This window comes from Lacisediminimonas sp. (assembly GCF_030645335.1).
Classification (GTDB): Bacteria; Pseudomonadota; Gammaproteobacteria; order Burkholderiales; family Burkholderiaceae_D; genus Lacisediminimonas.
Genome location: NZ_JAUSNH010000232.1, coordinates 1 through 24,090, shown reverse-complemented (window position 1 = coordinate 24,090; position 24,090 = coordinate 1). Strand labels below are relative to the sequence as shown.

Annotated in this window: 25 protein-coding genes; 21 read left to right on the top strand and 4 right to left on the bottom strand. The window is 62.7% G+C overall.

The window, feature by feature from the left end; genetic code table 11:
- Positions 1 to 825 (bottom strand): CaiB/BaiF CoA-transferase family protein (locus Q7T64_RS15935; protein WP_304797722.1); only part of this gene is annotated, 825 nt, incomplete at its 3' end.
- 131 nt (positions 826 to 956) lie between these two features.
- On the opposite strand from Q7T64_RS15935, the gene ugpQ reads away from it, so the two are divergent.
- From ugpQ to Q7T64_RS15900, 7 genes are all read left to right on the top strand, one after another.
- Positions 957 to 1,709, top strand: a complete 753-nt coding sequence (gene ugpQ, locus Q7T64_RS15930) for a glycerophosphodiester phosphodiesterase (protein WP_370653347.1) — start codon at positions 957 to 959, stop codon at positions 1,707 to 1,709.
- Between the two features lie 130 nt (positions 1,710 to 1,839).
- Positions 1,840 to 4,464 (top strand): alanine--tRNA ligase, encoded by a 2,625-nt coding sequence (gene alaS / locus Q7T64_RS15925; protein ID WP_304797720.1) that lies wholly within the window; start codon positions 1,840 to 1,842, stop codon positions 4,462 to 4,464.
- Positions 4,465 to 4,466: 2 nt separating this feature from the next.
- The gene (locus Q7T64_RS15920) at positions 4,467 to 5,024 is read left to right on the top strand and encodes an NUDIX domain-containing protein (protein WP_304797718.1); all 558 of its coding nucleotides are present in this window, start codon (positions 4,467 to 4,469) and stop codon (positions 5,022 to 5,024) included.
- Positions 5,025 to 5,100: 76 nt separating this feature from the next.
- Positions 5,101 to 5,328: a sulfurtransferase TusA family protein gene (locus Q7T64_RS15915; RefSeq protein WP_304797727.1), complete on the top strand. Its 228-nt coding sequence runs from the start codon at positions 5,101 to 5,103 to the stop codon at positions 5,326 to 5,328.
- Positions 5,329 to 5,505: 177 nt separating this feature from the next.
- The gene (locus Q7T64_RS15910) at positions 5,506 to 6,255 is read left to right on the top strand and encodes an electron transfer flavoprotein subunit beta/FixA family protein (protein WP_304797716.1); all 750 of its coding nucleotides are present in this window, start codon (positions 5,506 to 5,508) and stop codon (positions 6,253 to 6,255) included.
- A 55-nt stretch (positions 6,256 to 6,310) separates the two neighbouring features.
- Positions 6,311 to 7,240: an electron transfer flavoprotein subunit alpha/FixB family protein gene (locus Q7T64_RS15905; RefSeq protein ID WP_304797714.1), complete on the top strand. Its 930-nt coding sequence runs from the start codon at positions 6,311 to 6,313 to the stop codon at positions 7,238 to 7,240.
- 154 nt (positions 7,241 to 7,394) lie between these two features.
- On the top strand, positions 7,395 to 9,185 hold the full coding sequence (locus Q7T64_RS15900) for an acyl-CoA dehydrogenase (RefSeq protein WP_304797711.1): 1,791 nt from the start codon (positions 7,395 to 7,397) through the stop codon (positions 9,183 to 9,185).
- Positions 9,186 to 9,224: 39 nt separating this feature from the next.
- On the opposite strand, the gene Q7T64_RS15895 is transcribed toward Q7T64_RS15900, so the two are convergent.
- Positions 9,225 to 9,638, bottom strand: coding sequence for an NINE protein (locus Q7T64_RS15895; protein WP_304797709.1), 414 nt, complete (start codon positions 9,636 to 9,638; stop codon positions 9,225 to 9,227).
- A gap of 254 nt (positions 9,639 to 9,892) precedes the next feature.
- Here Q7T64_RS15895 and rpsP point away from each other — a divergent pair, with 254 nt between their 5' ends.
- The 14 genes from rpsP to fumC all read left to right on the top strand — a co-directional run bounded on the left by rpsP (position 9,893) and on the right by fumC (position 23,041).
- Positions 9,893 to 10,156 carry a 30S ribosomal protein S16 gene (gene rpsP / locus Q7T64_RS15890; RefSeq protein ID WP_304797707.1) on the top strand — a complete coding sequence of 88 codons (264 nt, stop codon included), beginning with the start codon at positions 9,893 to 9,895 and terminating at the stop codon, positions 10,154 to 10,156.
- Between the two features lie 47 nt (positions 10,157 to 10,203).
- Positions 10,204 to 10,788, top strand: coding sequence for a ribosome maturation factor RimM (gene rimM, locus Q7T64_RS15885; protein ID WP_304797705.1), 585 nt, complete (start codon positions 10,204 to 10,206; stop codon positions 10,786 to 10,788).
- Between the two features lie 39 nt (positions 10,789 to 10,827).
- Positions 10,828 to 11,589, top strand: coding sequence for a tRNA (guanosine(37)-N1)-methyltransferase TrmD (gene trmD, locus Q7T64_RS15880; protein ID WP_304797703.1), 762 nt, complete (start codon positions 10,828 to 10,830; stop codon positions 11,587 to 11,589).
- 97 nt (positions 11,590 to 11,686) lie between these two features.
- A complete protein-coding gene (rplS, locus tag Q7T64_RS15875; protein ID WP_304797701.1) occupies positions 11,687 to 12,070 on the top strand; it encodes a 50S ribosomal protein L19 in 384 nt (127 codons plus the stop codon).
- Between the two features lie 213 nt (positions 12,071 to 12,283).
- Positions 12,284 to 12,955, top strand: coding sequence for a CoA pyrophosphatase (locus tag Q7T64_RS15870; RefSeq protein ID WP_304797699.1), 672 nt, complete (start codon positions 12,284 to 12,286; stop codon positions 12,953 to 12,955).
- 111 nt (positions 12,956 to 13,066) lie between these two features.
- Entirely contained in the window at positions 13,067 to 14,026 is a 960-nt protein-coding gene (locus Q7T64_RS15865; protein ID WP_304797697.1) for a CobD/CbiB family protein, read from the top strand.
- Between the two features lie 313 nt (positions 14,027 to 14,339).
- The gene (locus Q7T64_RS15860; RefSeq protein ID WP_304797725.1) at positions 14,340 to 14,663 is read left to right on the top strand and encodes a DUF3579 domain-containing protein; all 324 of its coding nucleotides are present in this window, start codon (positions 14,340 to 14,342) and stop codon (positions 14,661 to 14,663) included.
- A 211-nt stretch (positions 14,664 to 14,874) separates the two neighbouring features.
- A complete protein-coding gene (locus Q7T64_RS15855) occupies positions 14,875 to 15,309 on the top strand; it encodes a type IV pilin protein (protein ID WP_304797695.1) in 435 nt (144 codons plus the stop codon).
- Positions 15,303 to 15,827, top strand: coding sequence for a GspH/FimT family pseudopilin (locus Q7T64_RS15850; RefSeq protein ID WP_304797693.1), 525 nt, complete (start codon positions 15,303 to 15,305; stop codon positions 15,825 to 15,827). Before Q7T64_RS15855 ends, Q7T64_RS15850 begins: the two co-directional genes overlap by 7 nt.
- Entirely contained in the window at positions 15,824 to 16,255 is a 432-nt protein-coding gene (locus Q7T64_RS15845; protein ID WP_304797691.1) for a hypothetical protein, read from the top strand. The genes Q7T64_RS15850 and Q7T64_RS15845 overlap by 4 nt, the downstream gene beginning before the upstream one ends.
- The gene (locus tag Q7T64_RS15840; RefSeq protein WP_304797689.1) at positions 16,252 to 17,361 is read left to right on the top strand and encodes a PilW family protein; all 1,110 of its coding nucleotides are present in this window, start codon (positions 16,252 to 16,254) and stop codon (positions 17,359 to 17,361) included. The genes Q7T64_RS15845 and Q7T64_RS15840 overlap by 4 nt, the downstream gene beginning before the upstream one ends.
- A 29-nt stretch (positions 17,362 to 17,390) precedes the next feature.
- Positions 17,391 to 17,993 (top strand): hypothetical protein, encoded by a 603-nt coding sequence (locus tag Q7T64_RS15835; RefSeq protein WP_304797687.1) that lies wholly within the window; start codon positions 17,391 to 17,393, stop codon positions 17,991 to 17,993.
- A 95-nt stretch (positions 17,994 to 18,088) separates the two neighbouring features.
- Positions 18,089 to 21,457 carry a pilus assembly protein gene (locus Q7T64_RS15830; RefSeq protein WP_304797685.1) on the top strand — a complete coding sequence of 1,123 codons (3,369 nt, stop codon included), beginning with the start codon at positions 18,089 to 18,091 and terminating at the stop codon, positions 21,455 to 21,457.
- 201 nt (positions 21,458 to 21,658) lie between these two features.
- Positions 21,659 to 23,041: a class II fumarate hydratase gene (gene fumC / locus Q7T64_RS15825; RefSeq protein WP_304797683.1), complete on the top strand. Its 1,383-nt coding sequence runs from the start codon at positions 21,659 to 21,661 to the stop codon at positions 23,039 to 23,041.
- A gap of 94 nt (positions 23,042 to 23,135) precedes the next feature.
- On the opposite strand, the gene Q7T64_RS15820 is transcribed toward fumC, so the two are convergent.
- Positions 23,136 to 23,405, bottom strand: coding sequence for a GlsB/YeaQ/YmgE family stress response membrane protein (locus Q7T64_RS15820; RefSeq protein ID WP_304797681.1), 270 nt, complete (start codon positions 23,403 to 23,405; stop codon positions 23,136 to 23,138).
- A gap of 334 nt (positions 23,406 to 23,739) precedes the next feature.
- Positions 23,740 to 24,090, bottom strand: a 351-nt coding sequence (locus Q7T64_RS15815) for a helix-turn-helix domain-containing protein (RefSeq protein ID WP_304797679.1), incomplete at its 5' end; no start/stop codon positions are given.

The following is a 24,090-nucleotide window of genomic DNA, read 5'->3' as shown; positions in this document are numbered from 1 at the left end:
ACGCTTGAACTGGCCGTCATTGCCGACCGCGACGATGATGTGGCCGTCCGACGTGGCGTAGGTCTGGTAAGGTACGATGTTCGGATGCGCATTGCCCCAGCGCACCGGTGCGTGGTCGCTGGCCAGATAATTGGTATTCATGTTGGCCAGCATGGCGACCTGGACATCGAGCAGCGCCATGTCGATGGCCTGGCCTTCGCCGGTGCGGTCGCGGTGCATCAGCGCGGCCATCACGGCCACCGTCGAGTACATGCCGGTCATCAGGTCGGAAATCGCGACACCGGCCTTTTGCGGACCGCCGCCGGGCAAGGCATCGCTCTCGCCGGTGATCGACATGAAGCCGCCCATGCCCTGCACGATGAAGTCGTAACCGGCGCGGTGCGCATAGGGGCCATCCTGGCCAAAGCCGGTGATCGAGCAGTAGATCAGGTCCGGCTTGATCTGCTTGAGGGACGCATAGTCCAGCCCGTACTTCTTGAGCTGCCCGACTTTGTAGTTTTCCAGCACGATGTCGCAGTGAAGCACCAGCTCGCGGATCAGCGCCTGCCCCTGTGCCGACGCGATGTCTACCGTCACCGAGCGCTTGTTGCGGTTGGCCGCCAGGTAATACGCCGCTTCGGCAGTGTCATTGCCCTGCGCATCCTTCAGGTAGGGGGGGCCCCAGCTGCGGGTGTCGTCGCCAGCGCCGGGACGCTCGATCTTGATCACATCGGCGCCGAGGTCGGCCAGGTTCTGCCCGCACCAGGGACCGGCCAGCACGCGGGTCATGTCGAGTACGCGGATGTGGCCGAGCGCCTGTTTCTTGGAGGGATTCGATGGATTCATGGGATGACAAAAGGAAAATCAAGGGTGGACGGTGAATGGCGCCTGGGTGAAGCGCTTGATTGTATGCCAGCTGCAGCAGGCACGGCAGGCATTACACTGCGGCTGTCGCGCTGCCCTTTTTTTATCCAACCTTGGTTCCACCGACTATGTGGCCCTACCCCAAGCTGCTGGCCCACCGCGGCGGCGGAATCCTCGCGCCGGAGAACACGCTGGCGGCGCTGCGCGCCGGCGCCCGGGCTGGATATCGCGCCGTCGAATTCGACGTGATGCTGGCGGCCGATGCAGTGCCGGTGCTGATGCATGACGAGCATTTCGGTCGCACCGTGGCCGGTACAGGCCGGGTAGCGGCGACGCCGTCGGTCGTGCTGGCGCAGATGGACGCCGGCTCCTGGTTCGGCCCCGCCTTCGCCGGCGAACCGGTTGCGCTGTATCGGGACGCTGTGGATTATTGCCGCGAAAACGGCCTCTGGATGAATGTCGAGATCAAGCCGGCGCAGGGGGCCGGGAGCAAGACCGGCGAGGTGGTGGCCGCGCTGACCCGGCAGTGGCTGGGCGCCGATGGCAGCGGCGGCGTGCTGTTTTCATCCTTTTCAATCATTGCCTTGCAGGCCGCGCAGGCAATTGCGCCGGATATCCCACGCGGCTTGCTGGTCAGGGCCTTGCCCGATGACTGGCAAGAACTGATGGCGTCGCTGCAGGCGTTCAGCCTGCACATTGCCGATGCCGGCCTCAGCGAGGCGATCGTGCAGCAGGTGCGGGCGGCCGGCTATCCTGTGTTTTGCTATACCGTCAATTCGCGGCGGCGGGCCAGGCAACTGTCCGGATGGGGGGTGGATGCAATCTGCACAGACCGGATCGACCGCATTGCCGCCGATTTTGCCTGAATTTCTCGGCTTTTCCCCGTATAAACCGGGTGCCGGCTTGCCGCGGTTTGCCCCGGATCCGGGCCATTCAACAGGTGCAGCCGCTGTATAATCAACGGTTTGCAATCGTCACGCCAAGCCCCCAGAAAACATGAAATCGTCCGAAATACGCGAAAAGTTCCTCCGTTTTTTTGAGGCCCGCGGCCATACCGTGGTGCGCTCGTCGAGCCTGGTGCCGGGCAATGACCCGACCCTGCTGTTCACCAATTCCGGCATGGTCCAGTTCAAGGATGTGTTTCTCGGCACCGAGCAGCGCCCCTATGTGCGCGCCGCATCCGTGCAGCGCTGCCTGCGGGCGGGCGGCAAGCACAACGACCTGGAAAACGTCGGTTACACCGCGCGTCACCATACTTTCTTTGAAATGCTGGGCAACTGGTCCTTCGGCGACTATTTCAAGAAGGATTCACTGGTGTGGGCATTTGAATTGCTCACCCAGGTCTATGGCCTGCCCAAGGAAAAACTGTGGGCCACGGTCTACCAGACCGACGATGAAGCGTGGGACATCTGGGTCAATGTGATCGGGCTGCCGGCCGAGCGCGTGGTGCGTATTGGCGACAACAAGGGCGCGCCGTATGCGTCGGACAATTTCTGGCAGATGGCCGACACCGGACCTTGCGGCCCGTGCTCCGAAATATTCTATGACCATGGCCCGGACGTCTGGGGCGGCCCGCCCGGCAGCGCAGAGCAGGACGGTGACCGTTACATCGAAATCTGGAACAACGTGTTCATGCAGTTCGACCGCCAGATCGATCCGGCCACCGGCGAAGCCGTGCTGCGTCCCTTGCCGCGGCCCTGCGTCGATACTGGCATGGGCCTGGAACGGCTGGCAGCGATACTGCAGCATGTCCACAGCAACTACCAGATCGATCTGTTCGACCGGCTGGTCAAGGCGGCTGCGCGCGAGACCGGCGCCACCGACCTGGCCAATAATTCGCTCAGGGTGATTGCCGACCATATCCGCGCCTGCTCGTTCCTGATCGTCGACGGCGTCATCCCCGGCAGCGAAGGCCGCGGCTATGTGCTGCGCCGGATCATTCGCCGCGCCTTGCGCCACGGCCACAAGCTGGGCCAGACCAAGCCATTCTTTTACCGCATGGTGCAGGACCTGGTTCAGGAAATGGGCGATGCCTACCCCGAGCTGACCGAAGCCGCCGCGCGCGTCGAGCAAGTGCTCAGGCAGGAAGAGGAACGCTTTGGCGAGACGCTCGAAAACGGCATGAAGATATTGGAAGCCGCGCTGGCGCGGGATCCCGGCCAGCTCGACGGCAAGACTGCCTTCACGCTGTACGACACCTTCGGTTTCCCGATCGACCTGACCGCCGACATTTGCCGCGAGCGCGACGTGACACTGGACGAAGCCGGATTTGCCGAGGCGATGGAAAAGCAGCGTTCCACCGCGCGCGCAGCCGGCAAGTTTGAAATGGCTGCAGCAATCGACTACAGCGGCGACAAGACCACCTTTGTCGGCTACGAAAGCCTGGCGCAGGAATGCAAGGTCATCGCCCTGTATGTCGGCGGCACGCAAGTGCAGCAGATCGAGGCCGGGCAGGAAGGACTGGTCGTGCTGGACAGCACGCCGTTCTATGCCGAATCCGGCGGCCAGGCCGGCGACTGCGGCGAGATCGAATCCGACAACGCCGCATTCGACGTGCAGGACACGCGCAAGATCCAGGCCGATGTTTTCGGACAGCATGGCACGCTGACCCGCGGCGTACTGCGCACCGGTGACGTGGTCACGGCCAAGGTCAACGCCATCCTGCGCGCACAGACCATGCGCAACCACTCTGCCACCCACCTGATGCACAAGGCCTTGCGCATGGTGCTCGGCGGCCATGTCGCCCAGAAGGGCTCGCTGGTCACCCATGAACGCACCCGTTTCGACTTCAGCCACAATACGCCGCTGACGGCGGATGAAATCCGCCGTGTCGAAGCCATCGTCAATCATGAAATCCTGGCCAATGTCGCCACCGAAGCGCAATTGATGTCGTATGACGAGGCATTGAACAGTGGCGCCGTCGCCTTGTTCGGCGAGAAATACGGCGACCGGGTGCGGGTGCTGGGCATCGGCAGTTCGCGCGAGCTGTGCGGCGGCACCCACGTGTCCCGTACCGGCGATATCGGTTTGTTCAAGGTGGTTTCCGAAGGCGGTGTGGCCGCCGGCGTGCGGCGCATCGAAGCTGTTACCGGCGACAATGCATTGAGCCTGGTGCAGAACCTGTCGGATCGGGTCAACCAGGCCGCTGCCATCCTCAAGACCAAGCCCGAAGAACTGACGCAGCGCCTGCTGCAGGTCCAGGACCAGGTGCGCGCGCTGGAGAAAGAACTCAATGCGCTCAAGGGCAAGCTGGCCGCCTCGCAGGGCGACGAACTGCTGGGCCAGGCGGTCGAAGTCAATGGCATCATGGTGCTGGCCGCGACCATGAATGGCGCCGATGTGCCGGCCTTGCGCGCCGCCGTCGACAAGCTCAAGGACAAGCTCAAGACCGCTGCCGTCGTGCTGGCAGCCGTCAACGACGGCCGGGTCAGCCTGGTGGCCGGCGTCACGGCCGATGCAACAGCCAGGGTCAAGGCCGGCGGCCTGGTCAACTTTGTCGCGCAGCAGGTTGGCGGCAAGGGCGGCGGGCGCGCTGACATGGCACAGGCCGGCGGCACAGACGCCAGCGGATTGCCCACGGCGCTGCAGGGTGTGGCTGACTGGGTCCGCACGCGCGCATAAGCATGAGTGCGCCTGCCACGACAATGCGCTACTGCCCGGTCTGCGCCACGGCGCTGATCGTGCGTACCGACGCCCGGGAAGAGGGCGGCCGCGCGCGGCTGGCCTGTCCCGACGGGCACTGGACGCACTGGGACAATCCGTTGCCGGTGCTGGCCGCGCTGGTCGAATACGAAGGCCGCATACTGCTGGCGCGCAATGCCGCCTGGCCGGAAAAAATGTTCGGACTGATCACCGGCTTCATGGAGCGCGACGAAACGCCCGAGCAAGGCGTCGCACGTGAACTGCGCGAAGAAACCGCCTTGCAGGCCGATGAAGTCAAGCTCATCGGCGTCTACGAATTCATGCGCAAGAATGAAGTGCTGATCGCGTACCACGTGAAAGCGTCGGGGGATATTGCCTTGTCGCCGGAACTGGTCGATTTCCGGCTCATCGCACCGGCCAGCCTGCGCCCATGGCAGTCCGGTACCGGACGCGCCATGGCCGACTGGATGACGTCGCAAGGATTGCCGTTTGAATACACCGAGCCGCCGCGCCCTGTCGCGGTCGAGCCTGCCGCCTAGCTCGCGCCCGGGCATTGCCGGCGCGGCTCCGGGCCGCTTGCGCTAGAATCCGGATTTGCTATTGATGGACACCGAAATGAATTTCCACAAGGAACTCGACGCACGCGGCCTGAACTGCCCGTTGCCGATCCTGAAAGCAAAAAAAGCATTGGCCGAAATCAATAGCGGCGATGTGCTGCGCGTGATGGCGACCGATCCTGGTTCGGTGCGCGACTTCCAGGCTTTCGCCCGGCAGACCGGCAATACCTTGCTCGAGCATTCTGCCAATGGGCAGGAATTCGTTTTTTTCCTGCAGCGCAAATAATCACGTGGTTTGATTGACCTGCTGCCGTCGCCAATGTGCAGGCACTGCGGTTTTGGTGTCGCCCATCAATAGCACGATCGTGCTAAATTTTGATGTCACTCCTGAATCTCTCTTATAATCTTCAGATTCTGCGTGTGCGCGTCACAATCCAATCTGTTCATTCCAAGGGCAAAAGTCATGAAAGTTCTGGTTCCGGTCAAGCGTGTGGTCGATTACAACGTCAAGGTGCGCGTCAAGTCGGACGGCTCCGGCGTTGATGTCGCCAACGTCAAGATGTCAATGAACCCGTTCGATGAAATCGCGGTGGAAGAAGCCATGCGCCTGAAAGAGGGCGGCAGCGCGACCGAAGTCATCGCCGTTTCTTGCGGCGACACCAAGTGCCAGGAAACCCTGCGCACCGCGATGGCGATTGGCGCCGACCGTGCCGTGCTGGTCGAGACCGATGTCGAACTGCAGCCGCTGGCGGTCGCCAAGTTGCTCAAGGCGGTGGCTGATAAAGAGCAGCCGCAACTGGTGATCCTCGGCAAGCAAGCCATTGACGACGACTGCAACCAGACCGGCCAGATGCTGGCCGCGCTGCTGGGCTGGCCGCAAGCGACCTTTGCTTCCCGGGTCGTCATCGACGGCGACCGGGTGTCTGTCACGCGTGAAGTCGACGGCGGCCTGGAAACCATTTCGCTGGCCCTGCCGGCCGTGATCACGACCGACCTGCGCCTGAACGAGCCGCGCTACGTGACCCTGCCCAACATCATGAAGGCGAAGAAAAAACAGCTGGATATTTTCAAGCCGGCCGACTTGGGTGTGGATGTCACGCCAAGGTTGAAGACGGTCAAGGTAGTGGAGCCGCCCAAGCGTTCCGCCGGCGTCATGGTGCCCGACGTGGCCACCCTGGTCGCCAAGCTGCGCAACGAAGCCAAAGTGATCTGAGCGCCTGCTCGCCGGACACTTTGCCAACCCCGCAACCGTAAAAACAGGAATTCAAATGCTTGCACTCGTCATTGCTGAACACGACAACGCCTCGCTCAAGGGAAGCACCCTCAATGCTGTCACCGCCGCCAGCCAATGCGCCGGCGATGTCCACATCTTGGTCGCAGGTCATGGCTGTGGCGCTGCGGCCCAGGCCGCAGCCAAACTGGCCGGCGTGTCCAAGGTGCTGGTCGCCGACGCCGCCCAGTTCGCCGACGGCCTGGCCGAGAATGTTGCTGCACAGGCCCTGGCGATTGCCGCCAATTACACGCATGTGCTGGCGCCAGCCACCGCCTACGGCAAAAATATCCTGCCGCGGGTGGCAGCCAGCCTGGACGTCGGCCAGATTTCTGAAATCACCAAGGTCGACAGCCCCGATACCTTCGAGCGCCCGATCTATGCCGGCAACGCCATCGCCACCGTGCAATCGATCGATCCGATCAAAGTCATCACGGTGCGCACCACCGGTTTTGATGCGGCCGCAGACGGTGGTTCCGCGACCATTGAAAACGTCACGCCAGCGGCCGACTATGGCAAGTCACGTTTTGTCTCGCGTGAGCTGGCCAAGTCCGATCGCCCTGAACTGACCGGCGCCAAAATCATCGTGTCCGGCGGACGCGGCATGGGTTCCGGTGACAACTTCAAGATACTGGAGCCGCTGGCCGACAAGCTTGGTGCCGCCATGGGCGCATCGCGCGCCGCTGTCGATGCCGGTTACGTACCCAACGACTGGCAGGTCGGGCAAACCGGCAAAATTGTTGCGCCGACCTTGTACATTGCAGTCGGTATCTCGGGCGCGATCCAGCACCTGGCCGGCATGAAGGACTCGAAAACCATCGTTGCCATCAACAAGGATCCGGAAGCGCCGATTTTCAGCGTTGCGGACTACGGCATCGTCGGTGACCTGTTCGAGATCGTGCCGCAACTGGTTGCCGAACTGGGCTGAGCCGGGTCGGGCACCTGCGCCGATCCGGCGCAGACTTTTGCATGCCCGGCCATTGTCTGGCCGGATCTGCTGTCGGGTTCGCCAGGGCCGGTGGCTGCCGCGCCTGGCAGCCACGAACTGTGGCAGCACGCATCACACCACTGCGGAGTAATTGATGAGCTACGTCGCCCCTGTCAAAGACATGCTGTTCGTTCTCAATGAGCTGGCCGGCTTGCCCGCCATCAGCGAAATGCCCGGCTGTGAGGACGCGACGCCGGAAACCGTCGAGGCGGTACTCGGGGAGAATGCCCGTTTCTGCGCCGAAGTGGTGGCGCCGCTGAATTTCATCGGCGACAAGCAACCCAGCAGTTGGAACCAGGGCACGGTCACCACGACGCCGGGCTTCGCACAGGCATTCAAGGCTTTCGGCGAAGCCGGTTGGCAAGGCGTGCAGCATCCGGTCGAATTCGGCGGACAGGGCCTGCCAAAACTGGTGGCGGCGCCCTGCATCGAGATGCTGAATGCGGCCAACATGGCGTTCGCGCTGTGCCAGCTGCTGACCGATGGCGCGATCGAAGCGCTGATGACGGCCGGCACCGAAGAGCAAAAGCAGGTCTACCTGGCCAACTTCATTTCCGGCAAGTGGACCGGCACCATGAACCTGACCGAGCCGCAGGCCGGTTCCGACCTGTCCCTGGTGCGCACCCGGGCGGTGGCGCAGGGCGACGGCACGTACAAGCTGTACGGCACCAAGATATTCATTACCTACGGCGAACATGACATGGCCGAGAATATCGTCCATCTCGTGCTGGCCCGCACGCCCGATGCGCCCGAGGGCGTGAAGGGCATTTCATTGTTCATCGTGCCCAAGTTCCTGGCCGCGGCGGATGGTTCGCCCGGTGAGCGCAATGATGTCCATTGTGTGTCGCTCGAACACAAGCTCGGCATCAAGGCCAGCCCGACCGCAGTGCTGCAGTTCGGCGACCATGGCGGCGCCGTCGGCACCATCGTCGGTGAAGAGAACCGCGGGCTGGAGTACATGTTCATCATGATGAACGCGGCCCGCTTTGCTGTCGGCATGCAGGGCGTGGCAATTGCCGATCGTGCCTACCAGAAAGCCGTGCAGTACGCCCGTGACCGGGTGCAGTCGCGCGACCCGGCCGGGTCAGCCGGCCCGGTCACCATCATCCACCAGCCCGATGTGCGCCGGATGCTGATGTCGATGCGCGCCCACACCGAAGCCGCGCGCGCCGTCGCCTACGTGACCGCGGCCGCACTCGATGCCGCCCATCACCATCCCGACAGCGATACCCGCAAGATCAATCGCGGTTTCTATGAATTCATGGTGCCGATCGTGAAGGGCTGGTCGACTGAAATGTCGATCGACGTCGCCTCGACCGGAGTGCAAGTGCATGGCGGCATGGGCTTCATCGAAGAGACCGGCGCGGCGCAGTACTATCGCGACGCTCGGATACTGACGATCTACGAGGGCACCACCGCAATCCAGGCCAACGACCTGGTCGGACGCAAGACCATGCGCGACGGCGGCGCCGTGGCGCGAGGCATCATTGGCCAGATCCGCGAAACCGAAGCGGCGCTGGCTGCATCGGGAAGCACCGATGCGGCTGCCATCCGCACACAACTGGCGGCGGGTTCGGCTGCGCTGGAGGAGGTGGTGGCATTCGTCGTCGCTAATGTCCGCACCGATATTCACGGCGTGTACGCCGGCAGCGTGCCTTACCTGAAGCTGGTCGGTATCGTGGCGGGCGGCTGGCAGATGGCGCGCGCCGCGCTGGCTGCGCAACGCCGTTTGCAGGCCGGTACTGGCGATGCCTCGTTCATGCAAGCCAAAATCGCGACCGCGCGTTTCTTTGCCGACCATATCCTGTCGCAGGCGGCGGCTTACCGCAGCGCGATCCTGGCCGGCAGCGCTGGCGTGATGACGTTGTCGGAAGAACAGTTCTAGTTGCCTGGCGCCTGGCCGCGCTACGAGCGCTGCGGGGCATCAGCCGTAGGCGCCGCCCGTGTACAGCAGGTCGAAAGTGCGTGCGATGACCCAGATCAGGCCGATCGCTCCGGCGCCAAAGCCCAGCACCAGCAGGATGATCAGGGGCCAGCCGCTACCGGATTGACGCCCGGAATTGGCGTTATGGCGGGCATCCCACTTTTCATCCGGGGTCAGGCCGATCACCAGGGCGGCCAGGACTCCCGCCAGTGCGGACAGTACCAGGGGGCCGCTGGCGAACAAGCCGGGCATGGCGGGTGCGCTCTGCAGCACCAAGAGTGAAAGCGGCAAGGTCGACAGGTGCAGCAAGCCCCAGCGGTCACGCGCTCCGTACAGGTAGAAGCGGTGGGCGCCAAGGCCGCCCAACAGCAGGGCGAGCAGGGTGGACAGGGTCTTGTTCTTGTGGTTGGGCATTGATTGCGAAGCTTGTTCGGTAGGGGGTTGGGCGGCTGGCGGCCTAGTTTGCCTGAGCCCTATCCGGAAGGCAACGGCCCGATAAACGCGCGCGCCAGCCCGGCAGGAACCCCCTGGCAGGTGGAAGTCCTTGATTCTGCGGCGGAATTGGGCAGCGCTGCCGGCACGGGGTGGATTGCCAGTTCTTGCCTTGTTACTGTTGTGCGCGCTATAATCTGCGGCTTTTCCCGCTTCAAACACTAATTGGAATCAACATGGTCGTCATTCGTTTAGCTCGTGGAGGCGCAAAGAAGCGTCCTTTTTACAGTATCGTCGCCACCGATTCACGTAATCGTCGCGATGGCCGTTTCATCGAGAAAATCGGCTTTTACAATCCACAGGCTGGTGCCAAGGAAGAAGGCCTGCGCGTTGCTGCAGACCGCCTGACTTACTGGCAAAACAACGGTGCGCAAATGTCGGCAACCGTGGCTCGCCTGGTGCGCCAGGCTGCTGCCAAAGCGGTTCCGGCTGCAGCCTGAGCGGGCATCGGCTGATGCCGGCCTGCCTTTGACCGTGAAATAGCCGATTGTCGACCTCGCTGAACGACCAGGCACCTGTCCCGTCCGACCTGATCCTGGTCGGGCATGTGTCGGGCGCGTATGGCTTGAAAGGGTGGGTGCGCGTGCGCCCCTATTCCCAGGATGCGGATGCCCTGCTTGCTGCGCGAACCTGGTGGATCGACCGTCCGGCAATGCACGATGTGGCGGTCATGCAGTCGAAGTTGCATGTCGACGAGGTGGTGGCCCAGTTGATGGGCATACCCGACCGCGACACGGCGGAAGCCATGAAAGGAACAGCGGTGCATGTGCGCCGCGGCCACTTTCCGGCGCTGGACAAAGATGAGTTTTATTGGGTCGACCTGATCGGCCTGGACGTTGCAAACGTGCGCGGCGAATTGCTTGGCACGGTACGCGAACTGATGGACAGCGGCGCGCATCCGATCCTCGTGGTCGAGCAGCCGGCGAGCGACGACAAGGCTGAAGCCAAGGTTCAAGGCAAGGCAGTCAATGTCGAGCAGCCTGCGCTGCTGATTCCCTTCGTGGACCGGTTTGTACTGAAGGTCGACCAGGAAGCGCGGTGCGTGACGGTTGACTGGGAACGCGACTACTGACGCGACCGGCCTGGTCATGGATGTGGATACGGAGGCGGGATGCAGTTTGACGTCGTCACGCTTTTTCCCGAGATGTTTTCGGCGATCACGCAATCCGGCATTACCCGTCGTGCGTTTGAACAGCAACGGTGTGGCCTGACCTGCTGGAATCCACGCGATTTCACCAGCGACAACCACCGTACCGTGGATGACCGGCCCTACGGCGGCGGTCCCGGCATGGTGATGCTGGCCAAACCGCTGGAAGCCGCAATCGGCGCAGCACGGCAACGGCAGCAACAGGCCGGCCTGCCGCCACCGCGTGTGATCTACCTGTCGCCCCAGGGCCGGCAATTGACGCATGGTCGGGTGATGGCGCTGCGCGACGAACCGGGACTGGTGTTGCTGTGCGGACGTTATGAAGCAGTGGACCAGCGATTGCTGGATCGCTGCGTGGATGAAGAAATCAGCCTGGGCGATTTTGTCCTCTCCGGTGGCGAGCTACCGGCGATGGCGCTGATGGATGCGGTGATACGGCAGTTGCCCGGCGTGCTCAATGATGAGGCGTCGGCCACGCAGGACAGTTTCGTGCATGGCCTGCTGGACTGCCCGCATTACACGCGCCCGGAAGTGTATGAAGGCGTGCCGGTGCCGCCGGTGCTACTGGGCGGCCACCACGCGGAAATCGTCAAATGGCGACGCCAGCAAGCGCTGGCCAACACCGCTGCGAGGCGACCGGAATTGATTGAACAGGTACGCTCGGCAGGTTTGCTGAGCGCCGACGATGAAAAGTTTCTACGCAAGCTGCCGCAGGCAGCAGCGTGAAGTGTGCAGGCAATGTTGCCTGCATGTATCAACCCCATCCTCTACCGGGCATGAAGAAGTCAAACCCGCGCCGGCATGATGGTTACAGGAGAAGTAAATGAATCTGATCCAGCAACTTGAGCAAGAAGAAATCGAACGCCTGGGACGCAAGATTCCGGAATTCGCCCCTGGCGATACCGTGATTGTCAGCGTCAACGTCGTTGAAGGTACGCGCAAGCGCGCCCAGGCCTATGAAGGTGTGGTGATTTCCCGTCGCAACCGCGGCCTGAATTCCAACTTCATCGTCCGCAAGATTTCGTCAGGCGAAGGCGTCGAGCGTACGTTCCAGTTGTATTCCCCGCTGATCGCATCGATCGAAGTCAAGCGTCGCGGCGACGTCCGTCGCGCCAAGCTGTATTACCTGCGTGAGCGTTCGGGTAAATCGGCACGTATCAAGGAAAAGCTGCCAACGCGTCGCGCCGACAGGGTCGCTGCGAAGTAAGCTGGCCATTCTTGTTGAACGTGGCAAAAGCCCGCGCCGAAAGCCGCGGGCTTTTTTTTGGGCGTCGGCGCTTGCGGCAAGCCTTGGTCGCCCTGACTTATAATCAATCATGGTTCGCGCCGAACCCGCCTGTGACGGGCTTCGGACCGGACCTTCAGAGAACCAGGCGGCAACGCCCTTTCATCCTGCAGCCGCAGGCAACGCCGAGGACCCGTGGCAAAACTGCAATTTGACCCAAAAGCATTGCCCATCGAATCGTATGCCGGCGAAGCCGCCGTGTTGGCCGATCGCCTCACTACCGATGGGCTACGCGCCCATTTCCTCAGCCAGCCTGCCTGGCATCCCGAATTTACCGACGAGCACCGCAGGCGCGCATCGAGCGCCACCCATACCGCCGCATCGGTACTGATGCCGGTCGTGGCCCGCACGAACGGATTGACCATGCTGCTGACCCAGCGCACCGATCACCTGAACGATCACGGCGGACAAGTCAGCCTGCCTGGAGGGCGCGCCGAGACGACGGATGCTTCCGCCATCGACACCGCGCTGCGCGAGGCAGAAGAAGAAGTCGGATTGCAGCGGCGTCATGTCGAAGTGATCGGCACGCTGCCCGACTATTACACCAACACCGGTTTTCGGGTGACGCCGGTGGTTGGCCTGGTGCATCCGCCGATCGACCTGGTCGCCGATCCGTTCGAGGTTGCCGAAATTTTTGAAGTGCCGCTGGAGTTCCTGATGGATGGCATGAACCATCAGCGCCGGATCTGGGTCGCGCCTGGCGAAACTGGATCGCGCACGTTTTACGCCATGCCCTATGATCAGTATTTCATCTGGGGCGCCACGGCTGGCATGTTGCGCAACCTGTTCCATTTCCTGCGCTCCTGATGCCGTCGGGCCGGCTTTTGGCCGCTTGCGGCAGGCCCCGTTTCAAGCCCCGGTTTGATTCCGTCCCCCCTCTGGGTTATCGTATCGTTCGTTCTACCTAAGGCTGGCCTGATGACCTTCTTCTCCATACTGATTGCATTGCTGATTGAACAGCTCAAGCCGCTGCGTGCCGACAATCCGGTCTACAACGCGGTAAAGCTGCTGGCGGCGCGGGTCGAGAGGGGGTTCAACGCAGGCATGCGCGAGCACGGACGACTTGGCTGGTTCACCGTGGTTGCGGTGCTGACCGTGCCAACCATCCTGGTCTACTGGATCTGCCTGACCATCAGCCCGCTGCTGGCGCTGGCCTGGAATATATTGATCGTCTACCTGACCCTGGGGCTGCGCCACTACAGCCACTATTTCACATCGATCCAGCTGGCCCTGAACACCGGGGATATCGACAGTGCGCGCACCCTGCTGGCCGACTGGACGCGGCAGGACACACGCGGGCTGGAGATCAGCGAGATTTCCCGGCTGGCGGTGGAAAAAGCCCTGGTCACTACCCATCGCAGTGTCTTTGGCGTGTTTTTCTGGTTCCTGATGCCGGTCATCGGTCCGGCTGGCGCCGTGCTGTATCGGGTCGCCGAATATCTCTCGCGCGCCTGGAACGAACCTGATCATATGCAAAACGAGGCGTTCGGCCGCTTTGCAGCGCAAGCCTATTACTGGATTGACTGGGTGCCGGCACGACTGACAGCCTCTGCCTTCGCGGTGGTCGGCAATTTTGAAGATGCGGTGTATGCGTGGCGTAACTTTGCCCATCGCTGGCATGACGAAACGATGGGCATCATCCTGTCGGCGGGCGGCGGTGCGATGGGTGTGCGCCTGGGCTCGCCGGTCGAAAACGCGACCGCATTGCTGCCGGCCGACGCCGCCCTGGTCGACGCGACCGTGGTGGATGCCGATGTCCTTCCTGGCGACGAACCGTCGCCGCGCGCACTGCAAAGCACGGTGGGCCTGGTCTGGCGTGCGCTGCTGCTCTGGATGCTGCTCTTGCTGCTGTTGTCGCTGGCGGTGTGGCTCGGCTAAAGGCGCCTGCAGGACTCGCGGCACACAGCGCATGGCGGACGGCGCTCGACTTACGGCGCACGACCCGCGGTACGCTACTCGATCCAGCAATGCCGGAGCCGCTTGTTCATTTATCCCGCACCATTTGTTTTCTGCTAGCACGCTTCTTGCGTCGTCAAAGCTTTGATTCAAGCATGCCCCTTATTGGTACTTCGGCTCAAGTCTTCTATAAGATATAATACCGAAGAATCAGCGGCAGCTACAAAATGGCATGCCGCATCCTGGGGCACCCGACCTGAAAAGGACTCGGGCCTGACTGATGAAAGCCGCAAAAATGGCCGAGCCAAGCAAGACCGCAACCCGCGAGTTTTTTATCCAGGGACTGACCAGCAATGGCCGGCAGTTCCGCCCGAGCGATTGGGCGGAGCGGCTGGCCGGCGTTTTGTCCTGCTTCCGTCCGGACGCACTTGGCGTGCGCGACGCGCACCTCAAGTATTCCCCTTATGTGCGGCCCACCATGCTGGCCGGCGTCAAATCCGTCGTGGTCAGCGAAGCGCTGCGCGAAATCCAGCCGATGGCCTATGATTTCGTGATTGATTTTGCCCGCGACAATGACCTGCAGATCCTCGACGCTTGCCCGCTGCCGGAAAAACAGTAAAGCCGCAGGACATCCTTGCGCGGCGCCGCGCCCATCGATATGCCGGCGATAAGCCGTGCACCCTTGAACGAATTCGACCAACTATTCGTTAATCGCTCCGAATGCCTCCGCTGTATGCCTGTAGCCGTGCTATTCGCTAACGCTTGTTGCCCGCCACCGCCGCCATTGGCAAGCTGCTCGCCTCAAACCGGGCAAAGCAAGGGCAGGCACCATGAAGGGATTCCGCATTCAAGGTTTTTCGCTGATTGAACTGCTGATAGCAATTGCCGTCATCGCCATCATTTCAGCAGTTAGCATTCCCAATTACACGGCTTATGTCACGCGCGCGCGCATCAGTGAAGTTGCGGGCAATCTGGCTGCCTACCGGATCGCGCTGGAACAGTTTTACCAGGACAACCGTTCCTATGGCGTCGGTGGCTGCGGCGTGACAGTACCGGCGGCAAGCGCATTTTTCAGCTATGCCTGCAGCCTGACCCAAAGCGGACAGGGATTCCTTGCTACCGCAAGCGGAATGCCCGGCACCAGCGGCGCCGGATTCACCTTCACGCTGGACCACAATGGCGACCGGGCCAGCACCGCGCTGCCGGCTAACTGGGGCACTGCTCCCCAGGCCTGCTGGATACTGAAACAGGGCGGCACGTGCTGAGCCGGCGTCGCCTGTCTGGCCTGGGCCTGGTCGAGGTCATGATTTCCCTGGCTGTGGTGCTGGTCGTTCTCGGCGTGGCGCTGCCATCCCTGGGTTCCTGGGTGCGGGACATGCCGGTGCGTGCCGCGGCGGAATCCTTGAAAAGCGGGTTCGAGCTGGCGCGCATGGAAGCGGTGCGGCGCAACGCACGGGTCCGTTTCCAGATCGGCACCGACGACCGGCTGCTGTGGAAGTTCGGTTGCGATTCTGGCGACTGTCCGGCGCTGCTGCAGTCCGCACCCGCCAGCGAGACATCCGGGGCCACGCTGGTAGCGATAGCGAATCCACCTGTGACCCCTGCGCCAGGCGCGGTGCTGTTCAACGGACTCGGGCAAGTCGAGATTCCCTCCGGCGCCAGCAGTATCGATCGCATCGAGGTGACGGCAGAAGGCAGCAGCCGGCACCTGGTGCTGCAGGTCTCGCTGGCCGGCATGATCATCCTGTGCGATCCGGCCGAGTCGGGCGCGGCCTGCCAATGAATGGCTGTGGCGGATCCGGGCCAGGCAGGCGTTCGAAATCCCGCGGCGCGGTATTGCTGGAGGCGATCATTGCGATCCTGATTTTTTCAACTGGCGTGACCGGTGCGCTGTGGCTGCTGGCAACGGCTGTGCGCGAGAACAGCGCGGCGCTGTACCGCGCACAAGCCGCGATGCTGATCGATGCGGCGCTTGCTGAAATGTGGTCCGGCGACCGCAGCCATGCCGGCATCGCCACCCGCTATGCCGCCACCGCGCCGACCTACCTTGATTGGAAAGCGCGCGTGGCAGCGACGCTGCCCGGCGTGTCCGGCAAGCCACCGTCGGTGCTGGTGGCGCCCGACAGCACGATTACGCTCGCCGTGTACTGGCGCGAGCCGGGCAAGACTGCCTTCCACGAGCTGGTGACTGTCACGCGAGTCGGGCAATGAGAGCGGCGCGAGCGGCACAGCGCCAGCTTCTGGCGGATCGCCGCCATGCCGGCGGATTCGGCCTTGCCGAGGTCATGGTCGGCCTGGCGATCGGCTTGCTCGGCATCCTGATGATCGCCCAGATGGCGACGCTATTCCAGGACCGGCGGCGCAGCGCAGTTGCGGGTAACCAGGCAACCGGACAAGGCGCAATGGCCGCGCATGCAATGGAAAGGGACTTGCGCAGCGCCGGCTATGCGTTCGGTGCTGCAAGCGGCTGCCAGCTGGATCGGTTTTTTGACGACACGCAGCTATCACCGATGGCGCTGGCGCCGCTGTCGATCAGCGCCGACGCCGCAGGCTCCGATACGGTGCTGGTGCGCTCCGGGTCGCGTCCGGCGGCAACCCAGCAAGTGCGCTTCAGCGCGGCGCATCCCGGGGGCGCCACCGCGATCGGCTTGCCGGACACCACCGGCATGGCTACCGGCGACCAGGTCATCCTGTTCGAGCCAGGACGCAATTGCCTGCTGGCGCAGATATCCAGCATTGAACCGGGCGTCGGCATCCGGCACGACGCCGGCGCCCATCGATGGAATCCCGCTTTTTTCGGCGCCATTGCAACGACAGGGGAATTCACCAGCGCTGGCGCCCTGGTGAATATCGGCAGTCTGCAGATGGTGGAGTACAGCGTGCAGGGCGGCAAGCTGCAGCGCCGCGTGTATCGGTCCGGCAGCAACGATTGGCAAGTCCAGACGCTGGCCAGCGGGGTCGTCCTGCTCAAGGCGCAGTATGGATTTGATACCCGTACCGGCACCTTGTCGGACAAGCGCGTGAGCAGCTGGAGCAGCAGCCTGGTCGATGCCAATGGCGACCTGAGCATCGATCAGGCCGACCTGCAGCGCCTGGTTGCAGTGCGCATCGCCTTGCTGGTCCAGGTTGGCGCAATCGAAAGGGCGCGCGCAGGAAGCTGCGCGACCACCACCGTCGCGCCGCAGTGGCAGTCCGGCGCCGCCGATGGCAGCGTGACCGCAGCCGACCTGCCGATGGCGGGTATTGGCAACTGGCAATGCTATCGCTACCAGGTCGTTCAAAACGTGATCGTGTTTCGCAACATGCTGTGGCAGTGAACCCGCAACCGGACGGCAGGAAATTGGCAATGAACCAGCGCAATCCAATCGCGTTAGGCCGCGCCGGTGGCGCTGCGCTGCTGATCGCCCTGGTCGTGCTGGCCAGCCTGACGCTGGGCACGGTCGGGCTGGTGCGCACGATGGACACCGGCAACCTGTTGGCGGGCAACCTGGCGTTCAAGCGTGCCAGCCTGAATGCGGCCGATGTCGGCGCGGAGCGGGCAATTGCCTGGCTCAGTGTGCGGGTCGACACATCCCTGGTGAACCAGGATGTCGCCGAAGCAGGCTATTACGCCAGCAATGCCGGCCAATGGGACATGACCGGCAATCGCGAGGGGACAGGCTGGTCGCGCGTGGATTGGGACGCCAATCAATGCAATCCGGCGCAGAAGGGCGCATCGGCGACATGCGTGAGACCAGCGGCGGCGATCAGCTTGCCCGTTTCAGGCAACGTGATCGGCTATGTGATTCACCGTCTGTGCAGCACCGGCGGTGCGATCGATGCAGTTGGCAACCAGTGCCAGGCATGGCGGCCGGCCAGCGGTCCGGTGTCCGTCTATTTCCGGATCACGGTGCGCGTGACCGGACCACGCAACACCAGGAGCTATACCGAAACCGTCGTCAGGTTTTGATCCGGTAATTGCGGCCTGTAAGCCTGTCCGGCTTGCAGTGAACATCTGAACCATCACCTACTTAAACCAGCTGGAAGCATCCCATGGTCATGCACATGCGTCAGGTTTTTCGGAGTGCCGCCTTTTTCTTCAGCTGCCTTGTCCTTGCCGCACTATCCGGCAAGGCCCAGGGCCAGGCCAGCATCGACATTGCCAGCGTGCCGTTGCAAGTGAGCGGCAAGGCCAAACCGAATATCCTGTTGCTGCTGGACGATTCGATCAGCATGCAATCCACTTACACGGGCGATGAGGCGCTGCGCCTGCTGAACCGGATCGGCTATCGCAGCCATCTCTGCAATGCCCAGTATTACAACCCGGATGTGCGCTACATGTTGCCCACGAAAGGCGACGGCAGCCTGTTTCCCCTGCCTTCGTTTACCAGCGCCCCATACGAAGGATTCAAGCCGGACTCGACCAGCACCAACTTGTCCAAAGACTTCCGGGCATGGCATTCATGGGACACCGTTCCGAAGGGATACGATGCGGACTGCTGGGAATCAGCCGACACTGTCTGCCGGACCGAAAGCGGCGGCCATGCCAACGGCACCGATCGGGCGTATTACTACGCTTTCATCGGCACTGACGCCGGCCGGGCCGGGCTCGGCAGCAGCAAGGTTTTCCAGGATACTGAAAACGACCGCTGCTGGATCCGCACGATGTCCTCGCCGGACGCCAGCGCCAACTGGAAAAAAGTCGAGGTGAACGGCACCAGCGGCCCGGCCGGGAACGTCGATGAGCGCCAGAACTTTGCTATCTGGTACAGCTTCTACCGGACCCGGCTACAGGCGATGAAGTCGGCAATCAGCATCGCGTTCCAGTCGCTCGACGAGCAATTCCGGATTGGCTTGTCGACCATCAACTACACGGGTACGGACAATGCCAGCAGCCGGTTTGTCAATATCGGCGACTTCAACGCAGCCCAGCGCGTGACGTTCTATCGCAAGCTGCAGGATGTGACGACCGATTCCGGCACGCCGCTGCGCGGCGCATTGTCCAAGGCCGGGCGGATCTATGCCGGCAAACTCGGGACCGATCCGATGCAGCATTCCTGCCAAAGGAATTACAGCATACTTGCCACCGACGGCGGGTGGAATGCCACCGGTGAAGGCCGGACCTTCGGCCCCTTGAACATGGATGGCGGCGAAGTCGGCAATGCAGATGCAAACCTGCCACGCCCGAAGTATGACGGCTCGACAGGCGGGACAGGACCCAGGAATACGCTGGCCGATGTCGCGGCCTACTATCGCCATACCGACCTGCGGCCGGGCAGCAACTGCAGGCCCGACCTGTGTTCCGACAACGTGCCGGGGCCGGATGGCAACGATACCTTCCAGCACATGAATACCTACGGGATCGGCCTGGGCATTAACGGTACGCTACACTACCGTGACGACTATGCGACAGCGCTCACCGGCGATTTTGCCGACATCCGGAACGCAAACAACAACTGGCCCGATCCGGGCGAAGGCGGCGCGCAACGGGTGGACGATCTCTGGCACGCTGCGGTCAATGGTGACGGCCAGTACTTCAACACGCAAAACATCACCCAACTGCAAGCCGCCCTGAAGGGGGCGCTGGATGCGATCGTGACGCAGTCGGGCACCGATTCCCCGCTTGTCTTCGACACCACGGCCGGCCAGGCTTCCCGCGCCCTGTTTGCCAGCAGCTTTCGCTCCTCGACATGGGACGGCGACCTGGTGGCAAGTGGCATCAACATGGCGACCGGGCAGGCCGGCGAAAGATTGTGGAGCGCCGCCGAGAAACTCGACGTTCGTGTCGCGGCATCGGACAGCCGGGTGATCTATCTGTTCGATGCGGGCAGTCCGGCACAGCTCAAGCTATTCCAGCCGGCGCTGCTGTCGACCCAGGAAAAGGCAGCGCTTGCCGGCGCCTGCAGCGGCACACAGGCGCTGAGCCAGTGCAGCCGGCTGTCCGCAGCGCAAAAGACCGCCCTCAACGACAATATGGTGGCCTTCCTGCGCGGACAGGCACGCCCGGAAGCACTGTTTCGCAAGCGTGCAAAGGTGCTGGGCGATATCGTCAATTCGGCGCCGCTCTATGTCGGCCGCCCGGACGCACCAACGGGCGACAGCGGCTACCAGGACTTTGCCGCGGCCAACAGGAACCGGATGGAAATGGTCTATGTGGGCGCCAATGACGGCATGCTGCACGCATTTTCTGCCAGCACCGGGGATGAGATATGGGCATATATTCCGCCGCCTGTGCTGCCCCGGCTGACCAGTCTGGCCGACCAGCACTATTCATCCCGTCATCAGTTCATGGTCGACGGCAGTGCGATCAGCGCCGACATCTGCGTCGTCAGCACAGGTTGCAGCGGCAATCAATGGCGCACCCTGCTGGTGGGCGGATTCGGCGCTGGCGCGAACGGCTACTATGCTCTCGACATCACCGACCCCGAAAAACCGCAAGCGCGATGGAATTTCAACAGCGACGCCGGCCTTGGCCTGAGTTTCGGCAATCCGGTCATCACCCGGCTACCGGGCGGGACCTGGGCCGTCGTATTCACTTCCGGATACAACAATGTACTCGGCGGGGGCTTCTTGTATGTGCTCGATGCCTGGACTGGTGTACTGCTGAAAAAAATTGCGACCGGCGTGGGCAGCAGCACGCAGCAGAGCGGCCTGGCGCGCATCACCCAGGGGATTGATGAGCAGGGCACGACCGTGTACGGGGGCGACCTGTTGGGCAACCTGTGGCGCTTCAATATCGACCCGGCTGTCGACGCCGCCAGTTCGGTTGTGCGGGTTGCCAGTTTTCGTGACGCAAGCGGGATGGCGCAGCCGATCAGCACGGCGCCGCTGGTGGTGCGCGCATTCGTCGGCAATCAATTGCGCAATCTGATCCTGGTCGGCACCGGCCGTTACCTCGGCCAGACCGATCGTGCGAGCATCGGCAAGCAGACGCTGTATGTACTGGATGCGGCACCCAGCACAGCGCCCCTGGACAATCCGCGCTCGCGCATGGCGCAGCAGACACTTACTGAAGTCGATGGCGTACGCGCGATTGCCGCTGCGCTGGCGGTGGACTGGAGCAACCAGGCTGGCTGGTACATGGATCTTGATCCTGGGGACAAGTCGCCGGGAGAGCGCATCAATATCGACATGCGTATCGATGGAACCCTGCTGACTTTTGCCGGCAACGTGCCAGGCCAGAATCCCTGTGAGCGCGGATCGGCTTACTTCTATGCGCTGGACCTGCGCACCGGCGCGGTGCGGGCTCCCAGTAGCGGCGTGGCGATCACCCGTTTTGATGGCGGCTTGCTGGTTGGCTTTACCCCCCGCCAGACCGGCAATACGCTGGCCATGCTGCTGGTCGCCGACTCCGGACGCCAGGCCTCGCTGGGCAGTTGGCAAATCAATGCAGCCACCGCCAGGCGCGTATCGTGGCGCGAGCTGGCAGACTAGCGACCATGCGCCACGTCATCGTCGCGTGCAGTTTGTCCGGGCATGTTGGCCAGACTGGCGCAGACTGACGCAGGCAAGCACGCAATAGAAAGGCTTGATGGCGCCTGTCCTTGCGCACGGGTGCGCGGCGCCCGATATATCCAACACCAACACCAACAGCGCCACCGCGCCACGCGGCAGCCCACCGACCTGGAGCCCACCATGCCCGAAACCCGTACCGAATATGACACTTTCGGCCCCATTAAAGTACCGGCAGAGCGCCTGTGGGGCGCCCAGACACAGCGTTCGCTACAGCATTTTGCCATCTCGACAGAGCGCATGCCGCACGAACTGATTGTTGCGCTGGCAGAAGTCAAGCGCGCTTGCGCCGTCGTCAACCGGGACTTGGGACTGCTGCCGGCAGACAAGGCCGGCGCATTGATCGCCGCCGCGCAGGAAGTGATTGGCGGCCACCATGCCGAAGAGTTTCCGCTGTCGGTCTGGCAAACCGGTTCCGGCACGCAGTCGAACATGAACATGAATGAAGTGCTGGCCAACCGCGCCTCCGAATTGCTCGGTGCCAGCCGTGGCCAGGCCCGGCTGGTGCATCCCAATGACGATGTCAACCTTGGTCAGTCGTCGAACGACATCTTTCCCGCCGCCATGTATGTCGGCGCCGCCACTGCGCTCGGGCAGCGCCTGCTGCCGGCCCTGGACGCCCTGCGCGAAACGCTGGAGCGCAAGGCCGCCGGCTGGCACGGTATCGTCAAGATCGGCCGTACCCATCTGCAGGACGCCACACCGCTGACCCTGGGACAAGAATTTTCCGGCTACGCGGCGCAACTGGTGCACGCCGGGGCAGCGATTCGTTTCGCTGCCCAAGGCCTGAACGCGCTGGCCGCAGGCGGCACTGCCGTGGGCACCGGGCTCAACACCCATCCGGAATTCGGGGCGCGGGTAGCAGCAGAATTGGCAGGCCGCAGCGGGCTTGCCTTTCGCAGCGCCGACAACAAGTTTGCCGCGCTGGCGGCGCACGATGAACTGGTGCTGGCGCACGGCGCACTGAAGGTGTTGGCTGCGGCGCTCAACAAGATTGCCAACGACATACGATGGCTGGCGTCCGGACCGCGCAGCGGGCTTGGCGAAATCACGATACCGGAAAACGAGCCCGGCAGCTCGATCATGCCCGGCAAGGTCAATCCTACCCAGGCAGAAGCCCTGACCATGGTCTGTGCGCAGGTATTCGGCAACGACGTCGCGGTCGGATTCGGTGGTGCGTCCGGGAATTTCGAATTGAACGTGTACAAGCCGCTGCTGATCCACAATTTCCTGCAGAGCGTGCGCCTGCTTGCCGATGGCATGCACAGCTTCGATGTGCATTGCGTGCGTGGTATCGAGCCCGATTTGCCGCGCATCGAACAGTTGCTGGCAGGCTCACTGATGCTGGTGACGGCGCTGACGCCGCATATCGGCTACGACAAAGCGGCCCATATTGCGCGCAAGGCGCATCAGGACGGCAGCAGCCTGCGCACCGCAGCGCTGGCGCTGGGCTATGTCAGCGGCAAGCAATTCGACGACTGGGTGAAGCCCGCCGACATGGTGTAGCGCACACGCGCAGCAACGCAGCAAGTCCGGCAGGACAGGTGCCGCAGCTGCCTGTCCTGCCTCGTCTTGCAAAATGCACCCGGCCTGCTGTCGGCTAGCGCGGCGTTCCCCGTCGGAACAGATTGACGATTGCCAGCAGGATCACGGCACCCAGCAGCGAGACCAGCAGCGAACTGATGCTGAAGTCGCTCTGGTTGATGGTGCCGGTACCAAACAGCGGCGCCAGCAACCAGCCGCCCAACAGCGCGCCAATAATACCCACCACAATGTTTAGCAGCATGCCCTGTTGTGCATCAGTACGCATGATCATGCTCGCGATCCAGCCAAGGATGCCGCCGACTACGATCCAGATGATGAAGTTCATTATTTTCTCTCCGATAAAGTCAGACAATAAAATCCGGCTGCTCAACGACGGCCGCACCAACAATTACCCGGTCGTCCTGCATTCTCTTCATCGGCCGGTGCTGTACCGATTTAGGCAATCATTCGATCCAGTGGTTCTGCCGTTTTGACAGTTACCGGGGCAGGGCTTGCGATATTCGGGGTTTTTTGCGCGCCGATGGTGTGCAACGGCACTCGGGCTGACGCAAGCAGCGCGCCACGTCGGCCGCATCGGCTTGGGCGATCCTGGATCGGACCCGCGTATCAGGAACCCGAGGACCCAAGGATTGAGGACCGAGGACGCGGCGCGTCATGTATCAATGATTGGTATTGACGCCGATCGGCTTGGCCAGCGCCGTTGCAGACGGTTCGCCGCCCGCCATGCGCGCCTGGTATTCATTGAGCCGGTTATAAAGCGTCTTCAGGCTCACCCCCAGCACTTCGGCCGTTTGCGTCTTGTTGCCGCCGCAATAGCCCAGCGTTGCGAAAATCAGCCGCTGCTCGGCGTCGGCCAGCTTGCTTCCCAGCGGGAACGTGATGCAGTCCGTTGCCACTGGCGCCACCAGCGGTCGCGACGGACCGACCGCCAGCGACAGGTCAAGTTCATGATCGGCCATGATGTATGCCCGATGCACCGCATTCTTGAGTTCGCGCACATTGCCCGGCCA

What these genes read in the sequence shown, in the direction of transcription:
- alaS (WP_304797720.1), top strand. Translation starts at nt 1,840, where the DNA reads ATGAAATCGTCCGAAATACGCGAAAAGTTCCTCCGTTTTTTTGAGGCC.
- Q7T64_RS15920 (WP_304797718.1), top strand. Translation starts at nt 4,467, where the DNA reads ATGAGTGCGCCTGCCACGACAATGCGCTACTGCCCGGTCTGCGCCACG.
- Q7T64_RS15915 (WP_304797727.1), top strand. Translation starts at nt 5,101, where the DNA reads ATGAATTTCCACAAGGAACTCGACGCACGCGGCCTGAACTGCCCGTTG.
- Q7T64_RS15910 (WP_304797716.1), top strand. Translation starts at nt 5,506, where the DNA reads ATGAAAGTTCTGGTTCCGGTCAAGCGTGTGGTCGATTACAACGTCAAG.
- Q7T64_RS15905 (WP_304797714.1), top strand. Translation starts at nt 6,311, where the DNA reads ATGCTTGCACTCGTCATTGCTGAACACGACAACGCCTCGCTCAAGGGA.
- Q7T64_RS15900 (WP_304797711.1), top strand. Translation starts at nt 7,395, where the DNA reads ATGAGCTACGTCGCCCCTGTCAAAGACATGCTGTTCGTTCTCAATGAG.
- Q7T64_RS15895 (WP_304797709.1), bottom strand. Translation starts at nt 9,638, where the DNA reads ATGCCCAACCACAAGAACAAGACCCTGTCCACCCTGCTCGCCCTGCTG.
- rpsP (WP_304797707.1), top strand. Translation starts at nt 9,893, where the DNA reads ATGGTCGTCATTCGTTTAGCTCGTGGAGGCGCAAAGAAGCGTCCTTTT.
- trmD (WP_304797703.1), top strand. Translation starts at nt 10,828, where the DNA reads ATGCAGTTTGACGTCGTCACGCTTTTTCCCGAGATGTTTTCGGCGATC.
- rplS (WP_304797701.1), top strand. Translation starts at nt 11,687, where the DNA reads ATGAATCTGATCCAGCAACTTGAGCAAGAAGAAATCGAACGCCTGGGA.
- Q7T64_RS15865 (WP_304797697.1), top strand. Translation starts at nt 13,067, where the DNA reads ATGACCTTCTTCTCCATACTGATTGCATTGCTGATTGAACAGCTCAAG.
- Q7T64_RS15860 (WP_304797725.1), top strand. Translation starts at nt 14,340, where the DNA reads ATGGCCGAGCCAAGCAAGACCGCAACCCGCGAGTTTTTTATCCAGGGA.
- Q7T64_RS15855 (WP_304797695.1), top strand. Translation starts at nt 14,875, where the DNA reads ATGAAGGGATTCCGCATTCAAGGTTTTTCGCTGATTGAACTGCTGATA.
- Q7T64_RS15845 (WP_304797691.1), top strand. Translation starts at nt 15,824, where the DNA reads ATGAATGGCTGTGGCGGATCCGGGCCAGGCAGGCGTTCGAAATCCCGC.
- Q7T64_RS15840 (WP_304797689.1), top strand. Translation starts at nt 16,252, where the DNA reads ATGAGAGCGGCGCGAGCGGCACAGCGCCAGCTTCTGGCGGATCGCCGC.
- Q7T64_RS15835 (WP_304797687.1), top strand. Translation starts at nt 17,391, where the DNA reads ATGAACCAGCGCAATCCAATCGCGTTAGGCCGCGCCGGTGGCGCTGCG.
- Q7T64_RS15830 (WP_304797685.1), top strand. Translation starts at nt 18,089, where the DNA reads ATGCGTCAGGTTTTTCGGAGTGCCGCCTTTTTCTTCAGCTGCCTTGTC.
- fumC (WP_304797683.1), top strand. Translation starts at nt 21,659, where the DNA reads ATGCCCGAAACCCGTACCGAATATGACACTTTCGGCCCCATTAAAGTA.
- Q7T64_RS15820 (WP_304797681.1), bottom strand. Translation starts at nt 23,405, where the DNA reads ATGAACTTCATCATCTGGATCGTAGTCGGCGGCATCCTTGGCTGGATC.